Origin of the sequence: Coleofasciculus sp. G3-WIS-01, from assembly GCF_040223135.1 — a bacterium.
Taxonomy (GTDB): Bacteria; Cyanobacteriota; Cyanobacteriia; order Cyanobacteriales; family Coleofasciculaceae; genus Coleofasciculus.
The window spans coordinates 1-21,314 of the sequence record NZ_JAVJZI010000057.1 but is presented as its reverse complement, the minus strand read 5'-3'; the positions used below and the strand labels follow the sequence as shown (position 1 = coordinate 21,314).

At 44.1% G+C, this 21,314-nt stretch carries 17 protein-coding genes; 8 read left to right on the top strand and 9 right to left on the bottom strand.

Annotation, left to right across the window (positions count from 1 at the left end; translation table 11 throughout):
• The first annotated feature begins 150 nt into the window (after positions 1–150).
• The 3 genes from RIM23_RS05850 (at position 151) to RIM23_RS05840 (ending at position 5,299) form a co-directional block, all read left to right on the top strand.
• On the top strand, positions 151–582 hold the full coding sequence (locus tag RIM23_RS05850; RefSeq protein ID WP_446365282.1) for a hypothetical protein: 432 nt from the start codon (positions 151–153) through the stop codon (positions 580–582).
• 12 nt (positions 583–594) lie between these two features.
• The gene (locus RIM23_RS05845) at positions 595–3,306 is read left to right on the top strand and encodes a ParA family protein (RefSeq protein ID WP_446365280.1); all 2,712 of its coding nucleotides are present in this window, start codon (positions 595–597) and stop codon (positions 3,304–3,306) included.
• Between the two features lie 778 nt (positions 3,307–4,084).
• A complete protein-coding gene (locus RIM23_RS05840) occupies positions 4,085–5,299 on the top strand; it encodes a glycosyltransferase family 4 protein (protein WP_446365278.1) in 1,215 nt (404 codons plus the stop codon).
• Between the two features lie 20 nt (positions 5,300–5,319).
• Here RIM23_RS05840 and RIM23_RS05835 read toward each other — a convergent pair whose 3' ends face one another.
• From RIM23_RS05835 to RIM23_RS05825, 3 genes are all read right to left on the bottom strand, one after another.
• Positions 5,320–6,126 (bottom strand): Uma2 family endonuclease, encoded by an 807-nt coding sequence (locus tag RIM23_RS05835; protein WP_446365276.1) that lies wholly within the window; start codon positions 6,124–6,126, stop codon positions 5,320–5,322.
• A gap of 117 nt (positions 6,127–6,243) precedes the next feature.
• Positions 6,244–6,960: a ribonuclease PH gene (gene rph, locus RIM23_RS05830; protein ID WP_446365275.1), complete on the bottom strand. Its 717-nt coding sequence runs from the start codon at positions 6,958–6,960 to the stop codon at positions 6,244–6,246.
• A 41-nt stretch (positions 6,961–7,001) separates the two neighbouring features.
• Positions 7,002–7,598, bottom strand: coding sequence for an adenylate kinase (locus RIM23_RS05825; RefSeq protein WP_446365274.1), 597 nt, complete (start codon positions 7,596–7,598; stop codon positions 7,002–7,004).
• Positions 7,599–8,127: 529 nt separating this feature from the next.
• Between RIM23_RS05825 and RIM23_RS05820 the strand changes: the two genes are divergently transcribed.
• The 4 genes from RIM23_RS05820 to RIM23_RS05805 all read left to right on the top strand — a co-directional run bounded on the left by RIM23_RS05820 (position 8,128) and on the right by RIM23_RS05805 (position 12,194).
• A complete protein-coding gene (locus RIM23_RS05820) occupies positions 8,128–8,664 on the top strand; it encodes a P-loop NTPase family protein (RefSeq protein WP_446365273.1) in 537 nt (178 codons plus the stop codon).
• 75 nt (positions 8,665–8,739) lie between these two features.
• A complete protein-coding gene (locus tag RIM23_RS05815) occupies positions 8,740–9,636 on the top strand; it encodes a hypothetical protein (RefSeq protein WP_446365271.1) in 897 nt (298 codons plus the stop codon).
• A 58-nt stretch (positions 9,637–9,694) separates the two neighbouring features.
• Positions 9,695–10,276: a dCTP deaminase gene (dcd, locus tag RIM23_RS05810; RefSeq protein ID WP_446365269.1), complete on the top strand. Its 582-nt coding sequence runs from the start codon at positions 9,695–9,697 to the stop codon at positions 10,274–10,276.
• Positions 10,277–10,838: 562 nt separating this feature from the next.
• Positions 10,839–12,194 carry an FAD-dependent thymidylate synthase gene (locus RIM23_RS05805; protein WP_446365267.1) on the top strand — a complete coding sequence of 452 codons (1,356 nt, stop codon included), beginning with the start codon at positions 10,839–10,841 and terminating at the stop codon, positions 12,192–12,194.
• A 156-nt stretch (positions 12,195–12,350) separates the two neighbouring features.
• Here RIM23_RS05805 and RIM23_RS05800 read toward each other — a convergent pair whose 3' ends face one another.
• The 3 genes from RIM23_RS05800 to RIM23_RS05790 form a co-directional block, all read right to left on the bottom strand.
• Positions 12,351–13,622, bottom strand: a complete 1,272-nt coding sequence (locus RIM23_RS05800; RefSeq protein ID WP_446365265.1) for a sensor histidine kinase — start codon at positions 13,620–13,622, stop codon at positions 12,351–12,353.
• Positions 13,623–13,841: 219 nt separating this feature from the next.
• Positions 13,842–14,513: a response regulator transcription factor gene (locus RIM23_RS05795; RefSeq protein WP_446365263.1), complete on the bottom strand. Its 672-nt coding sequence runs from the start codon at positions 14,511–14,513 to the stop codon at positions 13,842–13,844.
• A gap of 64 nt (positions 14,514–14,577) precedes the next feature.
• Positions 14,578–14,985, bottom strand: coding sequence for a hypothetical protein (locus tag RIM23_RS05790; protein ID WP_446365261.1), 408 nt, complete (start codon positions 14,983–14,985; stop codon positions 14,578–14,580).
• A gap of 100 nt (positions 14,986–15,085) precedes the next feature.
• On the opposite strand from RIM23_RS05790, the gene RIM23_RS05785 reads away from it, so the two are divergent.
• Positions 15,086–17,521 carry a tetratricopeptide repeat protein gene (locus RIM23_RS05785; protein ID WP_446365259.1) on the top strand — a complete coding sequence of 812 codons (2,436 nt, stop codon included), beginning with the start codon at positions 15,086–15,088 and terminating at the stop codon, positions 17,519–17,521.
• Positions 17,522–17,593: 72 nt separating this feature from the next.
• On the opposite strand, the gene RIM23_RS05780 is transcribed toward RIM23_RS05785, so the two are convergent.
• From RIM23_RS05780 to RIM23_RS05770, 3 genes are all read right to left on the bottom strand, one after another.
• Positions 17,594–19,303 carry a dihydrolipoyl dehydrogenase family protein gene (locus tag RIM23_RS05780; protein WP_446365253.1) on the bottom strand — a complete coding sequence of 570 codons (1,710 nt, stop codon included), beginning with the start codon at positions 19,301–19,303 and terminating at the stop codon, positions 17,594–17,596.
• 129 nt (positions 19,304–19,432) lie between these two features.
• Positions 19,433–20,626, bottom strand: coding sequence for a threonine-phosphate decarboxylase CobD (cobD, locus tag RIM23_RS05775; RefSeq protein ID WP_446365251.1), 1,194 nt, complete (start codon positions 20,624–20,626; stop codon positions 19,433–19,435).
• An 89-nt stretch (positions 20,627–20,715) separates the two neighbouring features.
• A complete protein-coding gene (locus RIM23_RS05770; protein ID WP_446335223.1) occupies positions 20,716–20,997 on the bottom strand; it encodes an HU family DNA-binding protein in 282 nt (93 codons plus the stop codon).
• Between the last annotated feature and the right edge of the window lie 317 nt (positions 20,998–21,314).

The window sequence follows — 21,314 nt, the reverse complement described above, 5'->3', positions numbered from 1 at the left end:
GAAATTCCTCAATGTTCAAGTCCTTAACTGCCAATGACCCCCTTCCTACCCAATCTGGTTACATCCAGTCTGTGACGAGAACCGTACATTGAGTCCCTAAAGTCGTCCATAATAAATATCGATAAGACACGAATCATGCTTTGACGAAATATGGAAGATTACCAAGCTGCATTCATAGGGCGCCATACCGATACTAAAATATTATGCCAATCCAGACGAAAAATAGCTGCTATGCATTTTGGTGGTGTTGCTATCGAGTGTCTGCTCAAGGCGATGATCTTTGCTACTCTGCCGAAGAATGCCAGTCAGGAATGGAAGACAGACTTGAATAATCCCGGACATACCATCACTAATCCAGGACACAGCTTCAGTGAGGCGTTGAAACGGCACAATCGACTTCGTTCTAGAGTTCTGAACTTTCCAGAGGTGAGAAAATGGTTAGCAGAAATTGAGACTCCAAACCAACATTTCATAGATATGCGTTATTGTAGCAATGAGCCTGATGATACAAGCTACAAGCGCTGGTCAGAAGCATATCAGCGTCTCAGCCAGTGGTTAAATAAACAAGCCACTCAGCTTTAAGGAGGATAAAAAATGCAGGAGACGTGGCAAGGAATCCTCAAGCAGGAAATTACCAACCACTATGTGTCAAGTCAACAGGAATGGGTTGACGTAAATATTTCCACGTCAGGTTTGTTGAATCTGACTATTGTAAGTGATCAGTTTGCCGATTTATCTATACCTCAGCGAAAGGAGCAGGTGCTAAGTTTACTAAGTTTACTGCACCAATTAAAAGTGTCTTTGTCTCCTGGTTTTTTATCCCTGTATACGCCTCAAGAAGCCGAATCTCTTAATCTTTCACGTCCACAGGTTGTTAATGGAGCTTTGGTATACACCTGGCAAGATTTAGTGCTACAGGCAGCTAACCCGCAAAATTATCCTCAACCTGCTCAACGCGAACCCCGTGTGCCTCGGACAGTAACGTTTTATTCTTTTAAAGGAGGAGTAGGTCGAACGACTGCATTAACTCATGTTGCTTGGATTCTGGCGATGCGCGGTCGCAAAGTTGTTGCTGTTGATTTAGATCTAGAGGCACCAGGTTTAAGTACAGCATTCAACCTAAATCCGCAACCGGAGTATGGGATTGTTGACTATTTTTATGAGCGTTCCTACTTACCAGAGGGAGTGGAACCTAGTATTTCAGTTGCTAAAATATTTGGCGAAGTTAGAATGCCTAATGCCACAGGCAGATTATTCGTCGTTCCCGCTGGTTATCTCAACCTAGACTATGTTTCTAAGGTTGATGATCTGCGAGCTATTACCGTTGTAGACTCGGGAGAAAGTCTTTGGTCGGTTTTCACTCGTGAAATTAAAGAGCAGTTGCAACCTGACATTATTCTGGTTGATTCGCGAACTGGAATTAATCAATGGGGAGCTTTATCATTACTACAAGCTGCTGACGAGGTGATTATATTTCTATTTCCTAATGAACAAAATAGACAGGGAATTGAACTGCTGCTCCAATCAATTCAGGCACTGAAAAATATATCGATAAATTTTGTTTTTACCCCAGTACCTGATGTAACAGAAACGGGTATGTCTAAAGTCAGAAAAATTTGGAATAATTTGCATAAAAATATTAAGAATGCAAGGGATATCAATGATGAAACAAATGAAGACGAAACGAGTGATAGTGACTCAGATTTAGATGAATCTCAGCCTGAACTAGCCGAACCGCTAGTAGTTCCCTACCTTTCGCCAATTGCTTTGGCTGATAGCTATCCTGTACCAGCGTTGGTAGATTATTATACTCGCATCGCTAATCTAATTGATGAGGAAACTGATGAGCTTAAACGCAAAAGCATTTTAACTGGCGCAGAGCATCGCTGGGAAATTATTGAAAGTCTTGAATTTCCGGAAGTCAACGCAGCTGATCCCAAGCAAGAACTGAGTCTCCTGTTTCAGCGCACTACTGATTTTGAACGATTTTTAGATGATATGAATTGTCTGATCAGGGGTCGGAAAGGAACGGGTAAAACTGCTCTGTATTGGCTTCTACTTAAACATAAAAGTGTTGCTCAAAAACTAGCTCATGGTCGGTTAGATAATACAGTTGGCTTTTCCGGTCATGGTAGATTTCATGATAGCCGCCCATCTCGCGATGAATTCAAAACGATTCATAAAGAATTACAGAGAAAAGAAGGATCATGGGAAGCTTTTTGGAGAGCTTATTTACTGCTTAGATTATTTAAAGAAAATTATTTTAAGTTTCCTCGAGGTAAACAAGGTGCAAAGTTTAATAACTTGAAAGCAATTTTAAAAGATTTACCCGGAGACAAATGGCAATATGAGTATACTCAAACTTTGATTAATTTGTCCACTGATTCAAGTTTACGGCTTATCGTCAAAGATGCAATAGATCTTATTGATGAACAAGCTAAAAGTAAATCTGAAACCCTTTGGTTTCTCTATGATGATTTAGATGAAGATTTTCCTGAAGTTGGTGAGGTAAGACACCAAGCATTGACTGGTTTATTCCAGCTTATCCAAGCCTGTGAAGCACGGAGGACAGTGGCAATTAGATTTAAGATATTCTTGAGAGAAGATATTTGGACTAGACTAAATTTTGATAATAAGAGTCACTTTAATGGACGTGATATTCTCTTACAGTGGACAAGGATCGATTTTCTGCGATTAGCACTTCGACAGGCAATCCAATCAAACGATTTCAAAAGCTTAGTTGATCGATTCTCTCCCGTTGAAAGCATAGATCAAGCTAGTGAAGAAACAATTGATCGAGCATTGGAATTGCTTTGGGGAAGTCGTCGAAGACGTGGTCAAAAGACTAAATATGTATCCAGGTGGGTCTATGAACGTTTAACAGACTCAAGTGGCACTACTTTTCCTCGGAGTTTAAGTTTATTGCTCAAGGGGTCAAAAGAGCAAGAGCTAACCTACAGAGGACAAACATCAATTCAATCGCCTACAGACCGTTTACTTCGAGGAAAGTCATTAGAAATTGGATTGAAAAAAGCATCAGAAGAGCGCTGCAATGCGATTAAAGAGGAATATCCTGATTTGCGGAGATTTTTTGATCATCTCAAAGGTGTTTCAGCTCTACCTACGAGAGAAGAATTGCAAACCGTGTGGCAGGAATCAGCGCAGAATGTCCTATCACCATTTGATGAATTTGCAGATTGGCTGAACGAAATTGGTCTTGCTGAATGGCGTGATAATGAGCAACGCTATAAAATTGCCGATATCTATGTCTACGGTTTTGAGATGATTCGCCAAGGTGCAGTGTAGTAACCGCAATCATACTCAACCCAACAAGCCCATAAACCCTCTAACTTACCTCTCAACTTGTGTGCCTTTAAAGCTGGGGTAAACGGCTCCGATACCAGCAATATTCAAGGACTGTTTGAAGACGTACAGGGTTATTCATGGTCAGGTTTATTCATTTTGATTTGATCCAAAAAGACTTTATGCCTCTGTTGTTTATTTTAAATAATTTTTGCCTCTTAATCCTTGAGAGCATGACGAAATTTGAGACTAAACAGACGTCGGGAGAGCCTGTTCGACGACTAATATGGCACGTTTAGTCCTATTGAAAACACCTCTAACTTCACCATGGCGGCATAATCATACTACATTAAATTGCTAATGTCAAAAAAAGATTCTATTTTTTACAAAAATACATGCATCCAACTTCTACGTTTTTTTGCGCCTATATGTGCTAATTTAGCGCAGCATTCTCGCTAAATCAGGCATTTCAGGGACTGGTGAGCCGGATTTGTTTAAAATTAAATATACTAAGCCACAATTTTTAATTTTACCAAATCGCTGAACCAACGCAAACTCGTTTCTAAATGAGAATTATTCTCACAGTTTTTTTGCCCGTAACGTTCTGTAAAGCAACAAATCTCTCATCTAAACCCACTCCTAAGAAAAGTTTTAATTATCACCGATAGACTATACTCTCTAGGAATCCCCAATCGGTGATAATTGATCAGGAGATCACCAAGTTGTCGAGGAATAAGCCAACAAGAAAAAAACTGTATCCCAGACTACGAACCATCACCTGATGCGAATCTTATTTTTGCATTCCAATTTTCCCGCCCAATTCCGCCACCTAGCCGTTATCTTGGCGCAAAACCCGCGTCACCAAGTCGTCTTTGGTACAACCCGCAAAGAAGGTCAATTACCTGGTGTTGTCAAAGCCATCTATGCACCATCCCGCCAAGCCCGTCCAGAAACCCATCACTACGTCCGCCCCTTGGAAAATGCGGTGCTGCAAGGGCAAGGGGTTTATCGCCTGTGTGAACAACTCAAAGCCCAAGGGTTTATCCCCGATGTGGTTTACGGTCATTCCGGTTGGGGTCCTACCTTCTTTATCAAAGACAGTTTTCCCAAGGCGAAACTATTATGCTATTTCGAGTGGTTTTATCACGCTCATGGTTCAGACGCGGACTTCGATCCAGCAGAACCCCTTAACGCCAACGATGAAGCCCGGATTCGGATCAAAAATGCGCCGATTCTGATTGATTTGTACAGTTGCGATCGCGGACTCTCTCCCACCCATTGGCAGCACCAACAGTTCCCCCCAGAGTATCGGGATAAAATTACAGTACACCATGATGGAATTGACACTAACTTTTTTCAACCGAAACCGGGACACAAATTAGTCCTCCCTCGGTTAAATTTAGACCTATCTCACGTCAAAGAACTTGTCACCTATGTCGCCAGAGGAATGGAACCCTATCGCGGCTTTCCCCAGTTGATAGAAACCATTGCTTTACTGCAAGAAAAACGCCCCCATTGTCATGCAGTTATCGTGGGCGAAAATCGTGTCGCTTATGGGAAATCCCTTCCAGATGGCAAAACCTATAAAGATGTCATGCTGGAAAATTTTCCATTGGATCTCAACCGCGTTCATTTTACCGGGTTACTTCCCTATCCAGACTATCTACAAGTGTTACAAGCCTCAGCGGTTCATATTTATTTAACCCGTCCCTTTGTTTTATCCTGGTCAATGCTAGAAGCCTTATCAACGGGGTGTTTAGTTGTTGCGTCGAATACAGCACCTGTAACTGAGGTCATCCAGGATGGCGTGAATGGTTTATTAGCCGACTTTTTTTCGCCCCAAAACATTGCTGAACGGGTGGAAGAAGTCTTGAATCATCCTGATAGTATGGCGGCGCTGCGAGTTCAAGGGCGAAAAACGATTCTGGAACGTTATGACTTAACTCAATTATTGATGCAGCATATCCACTGGATCGAACAAACTGTTGGAGATTAACTTTAAATTTTCCCACCTATTTACCTTTGAGAAATCGCTCTCACTTCCTGCACCTCAAACCCCAGCGCCTCCGCCACTTGTTCCACACTCAACCCCATATCCAACAACCGAGGGATTGCATCCCGTCGCGCCTGCTGTTCTTGCTGGGCGCGTTCATCACCAATTAGCAAGAGATTTCCTTGTGCATCCCACCAGCGTAACCAGCATTGAGTTTGATTTTGATAGCATCCTTCCCATAGTCCCAACTCTACTCCCAACGGCGCGATCGCATAATGACCCCGTTCATTGGCTCTTAAGGGTTCATAAAACCCATTGACGAGGTGATACAGTTCCAACCTTTCCTGATTGATTTCGTAGATACCATAATAGGGAATTCGCATAATCCGTTCATAGACCCAAAACTTCCCTGGTTTCGTTGTTTGGGCTTGATTTGAAAACGATAGTGGCGTGCGATCGCGTTCCGGGGAACCATCCCCTGAAGCAAATTCCAATGCGATTAAGGGTGCGATAAATTCCCGCCACAACACATAGGAACGACGGATTTTTCCGCCTAACTTAGGCGGAACATTGGGGACATAAAACCAATCTGGTGCTTCAGCCCCTTGTTCCGGTGGATCAGTTTCTCGCCAGTAGATCCCACAATCTTGTCCAATGGCGTATTGTCCATCAGGATGCAGTCGTTGTAAAACTGCTCCAATTGAATCGGTTAGGATTAGGCTTTGAGGGTGTTCTTGAAAATTCTTCACAAATGTACCATCAGACTCAGGAAGTTGAGTATGGTCTGGAAAAGGTGGTGGTGGTAAATCAGCGATAGGACTCTGAGTCATGACTGTTTGGGTAATGATTACATCTATTACATATTAGTTTGGCAAAAGTTGCCCCTTGTCATCCAGCTATACCACTTACCCAATCCATCGTTTCATACTAACAACTTAAAATCCAGATTAGCTCAGGGCGTGACGTTGAGCGTCTAACAACTCCTTAATGCCTATTTCTGCCATATCAATTAACTGATTAAGCTGAGTCCGACTAAAGCTTTCTTCTTCCGCCGTTCCTTGAATTTCAATAATATTCAATTCGTCGTTCATGATAACATTAAAATCCGTTTGCGCGGCGACATCTTCTTGATAGTTCAAATCTAAAAATGGTTCACCCTCCAACAGTCCCACAGAAACCGCCGCGATTTGGTGACGGATTGGCGAGCGCTCTAATTCTCCAGCTTGGACTAATTTATCCAAAGCCTCAGCCAGGGCGACGTATCCCCCAGTAATTGAAGCGGTACGGGTTCCCGCATCGGCTTGCAGGACATCCGCATCCACCATCACCGTGCGTTCACCCAAGGCGGTTAAATCTACAGCCGCTCTTAAAGAGCGTCCAATCAATCGTTGAATTTCTTGAGTTCGACCCGATAATTTGAGTAATTCACGGGTTTGGCGTTGGGGTGTGGCGCCGGGAAGCATCCGATACTCGGCGGTTAACCAACCACTCCCTGTTCCTTCCAGAAATCGAGGGATTCCCGGCTGAATGGTGACATTACATAATACCTGGGTATCACCGCACTTGGTTAAGACAGAAGCTGATGCAAATTTAGTGAATCCAGGGACAAAACTGATGGGACGGAGTTGGTTAGGTTGACGATGATCAGGACGTTGCCAAGACATGGTAATACTTCTGAGTCAGAACGGGGTTTAGTTAAAAAAGGTTAATTGTCCAGTTCAAGTTTGTGCAACATATTTTGCTGAACTTGCTCTGGCGGTTGGTCGCCGTTTATCGTCAACAGCTTTTGACGATAGTCATAGTACTCCAGGATGGGGACTGTGCGTTCGTGGAATAACTCGATGCGGCGCGGGACAATTTCGGGATGGTCATCCAGACGAGACTTGGCTGATGTGGTGCTATCTTTAGCATAGTTTTGCGATCGCTCCACGGAACGAGTCATCATTACGGATTTGGGTACGGTTAAGTAAATTGCCCAATCTAGCTGTTGATTTAACTCCTCCAGGAGAAAATCTAATTCCTCGGCTTGGAAAGCGGTACGGGGATACCCTTCTAGCACCCAACCTTTCGCCGTGTCAGGTTGTAGCAGGCGCTGGCGCATGAATTCGATCAGGATTTCGTCAGGGACTAATTCTCCCTTCTCGACGTAGGGCTGAGCCTTTTGACCTAAATCGGTTTGAGATGCGATCGCACGACGCAAAATGTTACCACTGGAAATCTCCACGATCCCCAAATGGTGACACAACTGTCGCGCCTGTGTGCTTTTCCCTGACCCTGGACCTCCCAGAATCACTAGTCTCACGATAATAGCTCCTCTGTTCCTAGCCTGGACAAGTCTTTCATCAATGTTGCACAAATCCTTTGCATCTGGGCAGGTTTTGACGCTAGTGACTACTGACCGTCATTTTGCCACGAATCCCCCTGGATGAACATTCTCACCGACTTACTCTTGACGGACTTGTAGATATGGTGTTTGATTAGGGATGCCACTGAAAAAAATACGCTATATCTTGTTCGCTGCATTGATTGGATTTCTAGTTAGGTTTCTTGAAGTACTTGTGGGTTTTGTGATACAGTGACAATGTAGGCAGGGATAGGGGAGAAGGAAAGAATTACTAAAATTGAGTTAAGTTGTAAACGGCTAGAATCCTCAACCCAAAAGGATTCGGTGGAATAGTAGCAGAAACAGGCGATCGCGACTCAGGCATGATTGAAAGCGCGTTCTGCCAAAAAGCTGCACTGCCAAAAAGCTAGAAAAAGCGACCATGAGACACTGATCAAGGAAGGCTTGAAGGGTGTCTATCAGATTTATTTCTCTTTAATTGTTAACTATGGTTTCCCAGTTAGAAACTCCGACCCTTAATTCAGCGCCTCACCTAACCTACAACCTAGAAGGGCTGATACAAGTCTTTACCAGTTCCCAGCGCAGCTTTTTTACCAATGTGATTGCCCAAGGCTTGAGAATCGCTGGACAGGGGACACCCGTGCTGGTGGTTCAGTTTCTCAAAGGGGGTATTGGTCAAGGACACAAGCATCCGATTCGGTTGGGACAGTATTTAGAATGGATTCGTTGTGATTTGCCACGATATATCGATACCCCAGAATTAGATGAGGCAGAACATAAATCGCTCAAGCAGTTGTGGCATCATACTCAGCAGGTGGTGTATGAGGGGAAATACTCTGTCGTTGTCCTCGATGAATTGAGTTTAGCCATCAACTACGGCTTAATCCCCCTAACTGAAGTATTGAGATTTCTGGAAAGTCGCCCCAGTTCAGTAGATATTATTCTCACAGGGCCCGATATGCCACCAGAACTTCTAGAGGTGGCTGACCAAATCACAGAAATTCGTCGCAGTCATCAGCCTTAGTAGGGGCTTGGTAACCAAACCCCTGTACAATGTTGTACAGGAAAGTTTTTTGTCGCTCATTCAAGGTAAAGTGACATGGCAGCGGAAGCGAGAGCGGTTCGTTTCCAGCTTGGAAACATTGAGGTTTCTGGTTACCAGCTAACCTCCGCTCAGGATCAGCGTTTGTTGTTCACCCACAGGCAAATCGCCGAAGTTGTGGGAAAAAGCAAGGGGACAGCGCAAAAATTTTGTAAGTCAAAAGAAAACGAGTTACCAGAAACAGTCAAGGCTGTGGTACCGGACAAGCCTAGACCAATCGCGTTATCATCCTGGGATGCAGCCGTAGCGTTTTGGCAACATCAAGCCGATGGTGGGAATGAGACGGCAAAGGCTTTGGTAGAAGCGGCGAATTCTATACCCTTAGAGACTCTCCAAATTAAAACAGCAAGTGATATAGAGCCAGTTGAGACTCCCTATCCCAAAGACATAGAAGCTGCGATCGCGCAATTACCCCAAACAGATGAATTTCCCCTGGATAATCAACTCCAGCAACTAGATCAGGGTTTAAGTTTAATCGCCAAATGGCTAGAGGAAGCGGGATTGGATCAACGTGCGATCGCGTCTTGGAAATTGAATGTACTTACCCAGCGTTTTCCGGCTTTAGCCAGTGCTGCGAATCAAGCGCAGCAGCTTTTAGTCACTCATTCGGTTGAGGAACCCTCCGGGATGATCGCCTCCCAAGTCGCTGAGAAGGTGTCAGAGCAATTAGGACGAAAAGTTAAAGCCGCTCAAGTCAACGCCGCCCTCCATGAATTAGGCATTCAGGAATGGACAAAACCGGGTTCGAGGGAGCGACGACTCACCGAGAAAGGAAAAGCATACGGGCGAGCTCTGCTAGCCACATCTAAAACCAATACCTGGAGTGGAGCGCAACTGAGATGGTTTGATAATGTTGTACCTTTGTTATGTGAATATTTTGCAGCTTCCCAATAAAATAAGTCAATTGGTTCCCATTCAGGTTATCCTAGTAAGTCGGCTATAGTTACCTGCGATGATTAAGAACGATACTTGGATTACTCAAATGGCTCAAAAGGGTATGATTACACCTTTTGAGCCAAAATTAGTTCGTCGCGTTGATACGCTAAATGTTATCTCCTATGGTTTGAGCAGCTTTGGCTACGATATCCGGCTTTCACCTGTGGAGTTCCGTATTTTTCGGCATATTCCGGGTACGGTAGTTGATCCAAAAAACTTTAATCCAGAAAACTTAGAACCGACTCAATTACATCATGATCAACAGGGAAACTATTTTATTCTCCCTGGACATAGTTATGGTCTTGGCGTCGCATTGGAACGCATTGCCGTGCCAGAAAATGTCACGGTTCTTTGTATTGGTAAAAGTACCTATGCCAGAGCCGGTATCATTGCCAATCTAACTCCCGCTGAAGCAGGTTGGCGAGGTCATTTAACCTTGGAAGTTAGCAATAGTTCTCCCGCAGATTGTCGGATTTATGCCAATGAGGGCATCGTCCAATTGCTCTTTTTTGAATCCGAGCTATGTTCGGTGACGTATGAGCAACGTAAAGGGAAATATCAAGATCAGCCGGAAAAGGTAGTTTTTTCCAAAGTTTGATCATTAGTTTGACAGGTGAGAGTAGGTATAATTACGATATAATCTTGTATATATTGGCATAAAACACCTAATCAATATGGATGAAGCTTATGTCGAAAAACTGTAGGGGCGCAAGGCTTGCGCCCGATTTATAGCAGTTTGCTCTGCTATGCGGTACATTGTCGATCCCCCTCGCATCCCCCTTAAAAAGGGGGACTTTTATCTACTGTACTTTATTACAGCGCAAAGCGCTGTATAGCAGTAGACACATCGATTAGAACAAGCGAACTGTTGTATAGACGTTCCGCCGAAACGTATCTACCAAATGATGGGTTTTAACCGCCATGGCGGTTGCTATAACTGCAAAATCTCTTCCATTATTTTAGGTATGCAATGCCCCTGAATTGTTATGTATTTAAATTGGGTAAGCCTAGTGAGTTTGTTGGTCGAACTACAATGATTTAGCCCGGTCTGGAAATTAAGGTTTAAATGACAAACAGCTTATTCGGAGTAAGCTTGAGTGTGCCAGATAAATTTATTGTCAATAAAATAAAGCTTAGATTGATATTGAGGTAATAACGAAGTGGAAAAATTTTGTATTGATGTAATTGCAGCGACACCTAATCCGCAACAAGTAGTTTGGGCAGCAATGCACCAGGATTACTCAGAAGATTATGTTTGGAATAGCCGCGATCGCTGGCCCCCTGAGGAAAGATCAGGTGAACTAATTGTCAAACATTTGTTGGCGGGTGAGCGAGGACATTATGGATGTTTAGAACACCCCCAAATTACATTTAATGTTGGCTATTTCCCTCACTCAATGATGCAGCAAGTTCGCACCCACAGAGTTGGCGTGAGCTTCGATGTTCAATGTCTGGCGGCTAATACTCAAGTAACATTTGTTAACGATAACGGCGAAACTTCCAAAGAACTCAGAACAACGATTGGAGAGTTGTACGAACGGTGGACGAACGGTGAAAAAAACATTCCTCAAAAATCTATCCTGGGAATCAATGAAAAACCGTCTATAGACTATCAATGTGAAGGCAAAAACCGCATCTTTAAAATGTATTTACGGGTTCTTAATGAAGAAAATGGTTTATTTGAAACGGGACAGATAAAAGATGTAATATTCAGTGGAATTCAGCCTGTTTACAGAGTTACTTTAGCTGATGGCAAAACCCTTGATTGCACCGTAAATCATCGCTTGTTAACATCAGCAGGTTGGCAGAGGATGGGTGATGCAGTTGGTTTAATAACATCTACTGATGGCTGTGTTGTTAAACTCACAAAGCCTTGCTCAGTGATGTGTAATGGTATAGCGGTGGCTAGCAACACAGAATCATCACAATGGCAATCTCAGCGACAGTCTGCTGGTACTAACATTAAGGCGCACCCTGTCAAGGTTACTAAGGTTGAATATTTGGGTAAGCATAAGACCTATGATTTAGAGGTAGACGGTCAATGGCATAACTTTGTCGCTAATGGAATGGTGGTTCATAATTCCTTTCGCTATACCGGACAGAGAATTATTAATGTTGCTCAAGGAAAGCAAGATATAGAAGAGGTATTTTACCTACGCCCTGTGGGAAACTATACCAACCGTCAGGGAAAGCGTTATTTCTATTCTGAAGCCCAACGGAGTGAAGATATAAAGTGGTGTTTAGAGGCTTGTAAACGGTATCAGCAACGAATAGAGGAAGGGTTATCTGAAGAACATGCTAGAGGCTTGATTCCCTTCGACGCCAGACAGAATTTTGTCCTGAGTTGTAATATGCGATCGCTGATGCACCTTTTGGACTTAAGATGGAAAAAAGATGCTCAACTAGAGGCGCAAAAGTTCTGCGAACTTCTCTATCTACATTTTGAAAAATGGTCTCCGGCTGTCGCCCAGTGGTATAAGGAAAACCGTGCCAAAAAAGCGAAATTATCACCCTAAAACATTGATTGGTGTAATCACACGTAGGGGTAATCGTAGGGGTAATCGTAGGGGCGAAGCATTCGCACATAGATGGTTCGGTTCTAGTACCCAATTGTCTTAGCGAATGCTTCGCCCAGATAAAAGGTTGAGGCGGGTAAAAAAAACCCTAGTCAATTAAACAGCAGGTAAACGCACCTGAAAGCAGCTACCCACCCCAACCTGACTCGTCACCGTAATTTTCCCACCATGACGCTGCGCGATCGCAGCAGCAATAGCTAAACCCAACCCTGTCCCCCCCTCGCGGCGAGAACGGGCTTTGTCCGCCCTCCAGAAGCGATCAAACACAAAGGGTAACTGTTCTGGCTCAATGCCAATTCCTGTATCCTTAACACTAACAATAGCAAAGCGATTAGTTTTTGCCAAAATTAGGTCTACTTTCCCTTTAGCAGGCGTGTATTGAATCGCATTTTCCAGTAAGTTACAAAATAAGCGAGTCAGTTGTGATTCATCCCCCACCACAGAAACCGTTGCTAGCCACTGAGACTGGAGTGTAATCTCTTTGTCTTGAGCAAAAGGTTCTAACAAATCCAGCAAATTCTGTAAAAATTTATTCAGAGAAATTGGAATTTTCTCACGGCTAGGAGTTGATACTGTGCGATCAGTTCGGGCTAAAAAAAGTAAGTCTTCTGATAAATGACTCATCTGATCAGTAGCACTAGCGATCGCCGCTAACTTTTTCGCATCCTTGGGGTGAATTCGCTCCGGATGATTTCGCATCACATCAACGGATGCTTTAATCGCCATCAAAGGACTACGTAACTCATGGGACGCATCTGCTGTAAACTGTTTCAATTGCTGAAAACTTTGTTCAATCGGCTCCAAAGCTTTCTGCGTCAACCAAAGTCCGCCCAAACCGACTAAGCCTAACCCCAGAACACCCCCCATCCCCAATCCCCACAGCAGTTGACGCTGGACGATTTGGATATCTTCCATCGATTGAGAGGCGCGAATATACCCTTCTAGAGAGGGTTGATTGGGGGTTGAGCCATCTTTAAACACAGAAATGGTGTACGTGCGAATCTGTCTAGGCTTTTGCTTCTCCTCTAGAGTTTGAGAACCGACTCTGAGTCTAGAGTCCAACTCTAGGGCGCCTCGACTTGCCAAAAGTTTACCCTTGGCATCAAACCATTCTAAACTTTGCTGATCCCGATTAAAAATATCACGCCAGGGAACCGCATCAACTTGATTAAGATATTGAGAACCCTTCATTTTGACAGGAGTGAACGAGGCGGCGGCGGCTTGAGCCAGAGTCAGTAATTTTTTATCCAGTTGATCATAAAGATTGCGGCTAACAAAGACATAAACTCCCGTACCAAAGAAACTCAAAATTGCTGCCATTACAGTTAGGTAAGACAACAATAGACGCCATCGTATACCTTGAAACATTATCAGTTTTGAGTTTTGAGTTTTGAGTTTTGACCGTTCGTGACCCTCAATGGATATAGTTTGTAGGGGCGGGTTTATGTGTTTTCGTTTCGCTATTAATAATAACACTTGTTCAAAACCAGCCCTGACTGAGTGTGGGGGCGGGTTTATGTGCTGCGATCGCCAACTATTAACGATAACATTACCTCCAATGCGCCCTGAACAATGAATCACCAATAATTACTGTTTCAAACGATAACCCAAACCATAAACCGTTTCAATCAAATCACTAGGAGCGCCGCCGGCTTCAAGTTTCTGTCGTAAACTGCGGATATGAGCTTTAACCGTCGCTTCTTCTGGGAGTCGCTCAAAGGGCCAAAGGTGTTCTAAGATTTGAGCGCGGCTAAATACACGACGACCATGGCGTAAGAAAAATTCTAACAACGAATATTCTTTGGGTGAAAGCGATAAGAGATTATCTTCATAAAAAACTTCACAGGTACTCGGATCTAGACGCAGCTTTCCCCACTCCAATACTGGCGGTGCAGTAGAAACACCCCGACGCAGTAAAGCTCGAATGCGAGCTGATAACTCTTGCAAGTCAAAGGGTTTAACCAAATAGTCATCAGCTCCTGCATCCAATCCCATAACCTTATCAGTAATGGTATCCTTAGCCGTTAGCATCAGAATCGGAGTGCTACAGCCTTGGGAGCGTAGTCGCCGACAGAGTGTAATCCCATCAATTTTGGGTAACATAATGTCCAGCAAAATTAAGTCATAGGTGACAGAATCAGCGAAATCTAACCCCTCCTCCCCATCATGCGCCACATCGATTGCATAATGTTGATCGGTGAGATCTTCTTCTAGGGCATCGGTAATGCGCTCATCGTCTTCCACCAGTAAAAGTCTCATCTGTGACACCTGTTTCTATGACTTGTCGCTCCCAAGGTAAGCTCACATACTGATCAAGCTAGGGTTATGGTACAGCCTCAGTTTCTTCTTCTTCTTCCTCTGTTGGCATAGCCTCAGTTTCTTCCTCTGTTGGCATAGCCTCAGTTTCTTCCTCTGCGGGCATACCTTCGGTTTCTTCCTCTGTTGGCATAGCCTCGGTTTCTTCCTCTGTTGGCATAACCTCGGTTTCACCTGCGGGATTTTGCTCTTCTAAAGCAGGCTCCTCAGGTGCAGTCGTCTCCGCCTGACAAGCTCCCAACAATGATGCCAAACCCAACAACAGAGAAAAAGCGACAATCTTTAACTTCACAGCATTACCTCCTAAATTTTCCAAGTCCAACCGTCTTACCGGAGTAATCGGCTTACTTCTACATTCCGGCTTGGCGTTAATCGCCGTTACACCCTTAAAAAGCCCTTTATTTTTCGGCTTCATCTGCTAAGTTAAACTCAAAAAGTAAAAAACTCGATAAAATCACACAATAGTTTCTGCCTTACCCTAAAACCCGTAGCCACTTCAGTAGGCATCATTCTGTATGAGTCCGATCTCCGATACCCTAGTTACCGCCTTCGAGTCATACCAGACGGGTGACTTCCATCGATCTGAATTGCTCTGTCGCCAAATTCTTTCAGAGCAACCGGATTCCACTGAAGCGTTGCATATCCTGGGTACGATTGCTCACCAACTGGGGCGGCTTGATGAAGCGATTGCCTGTTATCGTCGGTTGATTACTCTCATCCCCGACTATGGGGAAATTTACTACAGCCTAGCGGCGGCGCTACACGCCTCTGGAGAGTTAACTCAAGCCATTTCCTACTACCAACGAGCGATCGCGCTGAAGCCCAATCACAGTTCAACCCATTACGACCTAGGCAATGCCTTCAAACAGAACGGTAACCTATCGGCGGCGATTGAACAGTATCAAAAGGCACTTCAACTCAATCCTAGTGATCCAGATGTACACTGTAACTTAGCCAACGCCCTCTTAGAACAGGGACAAAGTGAACCTGCGATCGCGCATTACCAAAAGTCCCTTGCCCTGAGTCCGAATAATCCTGGCGTTTACTATAACCTAGGCAATGCTCTAATCCAGCACCAGCAACTCAACGCCGCCATACAATCCTTTCGTTGGGCAGTTAGCCTAGCGCCCAACTATGGGGATGCTTATCTTAAACTAGCCGAATCCCTGCACCTATTGGGTCAACTCAAAGAAGCGATTTTCTATTACCAGCAGGCAATTTTCTTCCAAATTAACACCCCTGAAGCGCACTATAACTTAGGCAATGCTTTCCTCGAACAAGCTCAATTTCAGGACGCCCTCAGCCATTATCAAAAAAGCTTAACCCTAGATCCTAAATTTTTCAAGGCTTATGTGGGCATAGGTTGCACACTATTACCCCAAAATCAGTTCGAGAAAGCCACAAATTATTTACAACAAGCCCTGCGTCTAAATGCCACTCATCCTGAAGCCAACCACAACCTAGGACTTGCCTTAGCGAGTCAAAACCAAATAAACGAGGCAATTCCCTACTTCCAAAAAGCGTTTCAACTTAAACCGGATTTGATTGAAGCTCAATGGCAGAATCAACTTGTCTTACCCATTCTCTACGAAAATCAGAGACAAATTTCCATTTGGCGTCAGCATTTTTGCCAGGGACTCAATTACTTACAACAACAAATCGCCTCATATACCGCTGTTCAGAGAACACAAGCAGTCAAAGCATTAGCCAAACATGCCTTCAGCTTCTACCTAGGGTATCAAGGATTAAATGACCGAGGCGTACAACGGAAATATGGAACATTAGTTCATCAAATGATCGCTACCCATTATCCCCAGTGGGCAACGCCTCTATCCTTACCCCCACTTAATCCCACTGATAAAATCCGTGTCGGTTATATTTCGGCTTATTTTCGCGGACATACCGTTGGGAAATTAACCTTAGGCTGGATAAAAAATAGCGATAAACAGAGCTTTGAAATTTATACTTACCACATCGGTCATAAAGCCGACTTTATAACACAAGAATTCAAAAAGTATAGTGATAAATTCTATCACATTTATGGCAACTTAGATGCCGTCTGCCAACAAATCCTCGCCGATCAACTCCATATCCTCGTATTTACCGATATCAGCATGGATGGCTTGACCAGTCTCATTGCTGGCTTGAGGCTAGCCCCGGTACAATGCGTGACCTGGGGGCATCCAGTAACCTCGGGTTTACCTACCATTGATTACTTTCTATCGAGTGAATTAATGGAGCCAGACAAAGCCAAATATCACTATAGCGAACAACTGATTCCTCTGCCAAATATCGGCATTTGTTACGAAAAGCCATCGATACAAAACCCGAACAAAACCCGATCAGACTTTCAGCTTAGCGAGGATGCCGTTATTTATCTATCTTGCCAATCATTATTTAAATATCTGCCCCAGTTTGACTTTATTTTTGCCCAAATTGCTCAACGAGTACCCCACGCCCAATTTGTCTTTATTGCCTCTCCCAGTTCTCGGATTACTGCCCAATTTAAAGCCCGTTTGCAACAAGTATTTACTCAGATTAGTCTCAATTATCAAGATTACTGTATAATTTTACCCAAACAGGACTGGGTAAGTTACATTAATCTTAATTTAGTCTCCCATATTTTTCTAGATACCTTAAGTTGGTCTGGGGGAAATACCACATTAGAAGCAATTGCCTGCGGTTTACCTGTAGTAACCTGTCCGGGTGAATTTATGCGCGGTCGTCACGCATCTGGTATATTAAAAATGATGGGAATAACAGAAACAATTGCCAATGATGAAGCTGAGTATATCGAGATAGCCGTGCGGCTGGGTTTAGACAGTGATTGGCGACAATCTATTGTGAATAAGACTTATCAAAACCATCATCGACTATATGATGATCGCACAGGTTTAACAGCATTAGAATCGTTTTACAAATATTTAACAGCTTGTCGGGGAATTATTTAGTTCTCTGTGTAATCTGTGTCCCTCCTATTCAGTGTTCGGGAAAGTATCATCCCCTCTGTGTAATCTGTGTTTTCACCAATTTCGTCGCCAGTTAAAAAAGCCTTCCAGTAGATTTTGTAACATCTGATTCCGCTCTAAACGTTGACGTTGCCACTCCTGTGCTGTTTTAGAAAGAATCTCTGACATTGTAGGCGAAGCTTGGGGAATTTTAGCCAATGATCCCACCTTAATTTTATGACGAATCAGCAGCGCGATCGCACCAATCAATTCATCTGCACCTGTACCCACAATTAACCCACCTAAAATCGTCCCATTCCGACGCACCACCAGCTTACAAAACCCAGTTGTTTCCCCGATAATTTGCGCCTTATCCAAACTCTTGAAATAGTGTCGCACCACCCAAACCTCCTTCCCATAACGCTCTCTGGCTTGCGCTTCCGTTAACCCCACCCGTGCTAAAGTTGGATCAGTAAAAATTGCCCAGGGAATCCCCTGATAATCTACAGTCCATAAGGGAAAAAATAAAGCATTTTTTATCGCAATATTCGCTTCATATTTGGCAATATGCTCAAATTGATAACCACCAATCACATCACCACAAGCATAGATACGGGGATTAGTCGTTTGCAGTTTTTGGTTGACTTTCAACCCTTTTCGGGAAAACTTAACACCAACCCCTGCTAAATTTAAGGATTCAATATTAGGCGTTTGACCCGTCGCCCAAAGAATTTCATCAATTTCAATGGCTCGATTTCCCACTTGCACCCATTTTCTCTCCTCAATCAACCTTATCTGAGTTACTGAACTTTGAGTCAAAACACGAATTCCCTCAGCTTCCAATTGCGCTTGAACTAAACACGACGCCTCTGAATCTTCTTGAGGAAAAATATGAGCCTCACTCACCGCCAGTGTCACCTGGTAATCCAGCCGCGCTAATGTTTGAGCTAGTTCAACAGCATTAGGATTACTACCAACAACTAACCAATGTTTCTGTAACTGAAAGGGAGAAATTTCTTCTAGCTCCTCCGGTTCTCCCAGAGGGGTAGATTTTATGTTATCGCTTTCTGGAGGAACCCAATTAGTCAAACCCGCCCCGATAACTTTGTCTCTAGACTTATCTACATGATTCCAGATATTTCTTGGGGTAAAATAACTGGTAGTATCTAACCCATCGATATCAGGAATTTCAGCACAAGAGCCAGTTGCAATTAAATATGCCCTTGCCCGCAAGCGTCGGTTATTGACAACAAAGCCTAGGTGAGGTAAGCGGAAAAATTCTCCGTCTCCAGAAATGACATCCACACCTAAAGATGCCAAAATTGCTGGAGAAGTGGCTTCAGAACAAGTAGAAACCACCATGTTTGCCCATTCCATGGCTTCAGTAATTTGTACAGTAGGAAAGTAGAAGGTTGACTCAAAAGGACTCAGATCCATTTTAACATCCTCTTTCTCTGCGTCCCAGAAGTGCCATGGCAAGTCTCTAGATAATTCCCCGGCTTCCCCTAGTTTATTGACTAACTGTTCTTTTAACTCAGGAGTATCAGTAATCAAGGAATTTATAGAAGGATAAATCCCAAATTGAGATGCCTTCCGTACTTGCTGAAGAACGCGCCCCACCTGCATCAATACCTGATGGTATAGCGCTGCTTTACCCAGCCAGTTGCTTTGGAAGTTCTCAGGTTCAATCAAAGCAACACGAGCCTTTAATTGAGATGCAGCCAGAGCAGCATAAGCGCCAGCCCTGCTATCACCAATTACAATAAGGTCATAGTCATTTGTCATTCTTCATTTCTCATTTATCATTCCCGATTATTTCTCCAAATCTATAAAATTTTCACCCAAATACCTCCAATACCTCTGCGTCCCTCTGCGCTAACCTCTGCGTACCTCTGCGTTGAAAAAATAATTGCATCATAATTCATAACTTATAACAGCTTTCAAAGCATCCAATAGACGTTGATTATCCCCTTGAGTCCGAATAGCAACTCGAAAATAACCATCGCCCAATTCCGGAAAGCTCAAGCAATCCCGAATTAAAATACGGTGGTACTTAAGTAGATCTTCCTGAAGTTGGGAACAGGAGTATTCTGAGCGAACCAGCAAAAAGTTAGCCGCGCTGGGATAGGGATGTAACCCTGGTAACGATAATAACCCTTGAAAAAGGAGCGATCGCGCGGCGGGTAGCCAATCCCAAGTTTGTTGTTGAAATGCCTGATCCTGCACCACAGCCCTACCTGCCGCGACAGCGAGAACATTGACAGACCAAGGATCACGCCACTGTTGCCAGCGTTGTAGGCGCTCAGGATGGGCAATAGCATAACCTAAACGGAGTCCGGGGAGGCTGTAGAATTTAGTCAGCGATCGCAAAATAACCAGATTTGGATAATCCTGCACCCAAGGAATCAGGCTTTGCTGCTGATCCGGTGGCAAAAAGTCCATAAAGGCTTCATCCACAACCACTAGGGCAAATTGCTCCAAATAAGGCAGCAGGCTAGCTGTATCCCATAATTGACCCGTCGGATTATGAGGATTATTCAGCAGCAAACCCTGATCTTTGCCAGAGACTAATTTTGGGATTGGGGATTGGTAATCAGGGGATTGGTAATTGGTAATTGGGGATTGGGCATTGGGCGAAGCATTCGCGTTGAAATTTGGGTAGAAAACCGATAGATCTGGGCGCGAATGCTTCGCCCCTACGAATTCCACGAATGGATGACTTCCGAATAAAAGACACGCCCTGATTCTGGCATTAAACGCCCTGAGCGCCCGTTGGTAGTCACTAAAGGCTGGAGTCAGGATAATCGTTTCCGCCAATTGTGAGAGTTCCCTGGCTGCCCAGGTTAACAACTCAGCCGAGCCATTCCCCGGTAGAATCCAGTCAGGGTTCAGCGTGGGATGGAGTTGACTCAGAGCCACCCGTAATGGGTAGTAATCCGGTTCAGGGTAAGCCACCAACTTATCAAGATGAGACTCAATCGCCGCGATCGCACATTTTGGCGGTCCCAAAGGATTGATACTCGCCGAAAAATCCAGAATCAGGGAAGGGGAACAACCTGCCCGCGCCGCCGCCCAGGCTAGATTTCCCCCGTGAATAGGTCGTTTCAAGGATAAATTCTCCTTAAAATCAGTAGAGACGCGCCATGGCGCGTCTCTACATTCTCTGTTATCTTCACCAATCAGGTCTAACTACACCCTTACTTGGGAGGAGCAACTTTTTCCTTAAACAGTTTACCTGCAGAAAACGCGGGCACTTTCGTCGCTGGGATTTCCATCTTATCGCCGGTTTTGGGATTACGTCCCTCACGGGCTTTTCGTTCCCGCGATTCAAAGGAACCAAAGCCAACCAAGGTGACTTTATCGCCCTCAGAGACAGCTTCCATAATTGACTCCAATGCCGCAGTTAACACCGCATCCGCTTGTTTTTTGGTCACAGCAGCTTTTTCCGCCACTTTATCCACTAATTCGCCCTTGTTCATCATAAATCTCCTTATTTCTGCGCGAATCCAAGGTCAACGCTTACTCTAACCCATTAGTCTAGAGTTCAGTATTTGACCCCCAAAACCAGGGGTTTCAGGGAAAAATGCCTGAAACACCCACCGGCTCGAAGTTTCACTGCATTATTCTAATGGTTGATTGCCAGATATGGAACGTTGAAAGCTTTAAATTATGTAGATTTCGGCATTTTTGAGTATAAATACTGACTATATTTTTTAATATTCCGCCAAACTTGCCCAAAAACGCCCATTAGATTCCTGCGGGTAGGGGCGCACCGACGTGCATTGGTGTCAACTTA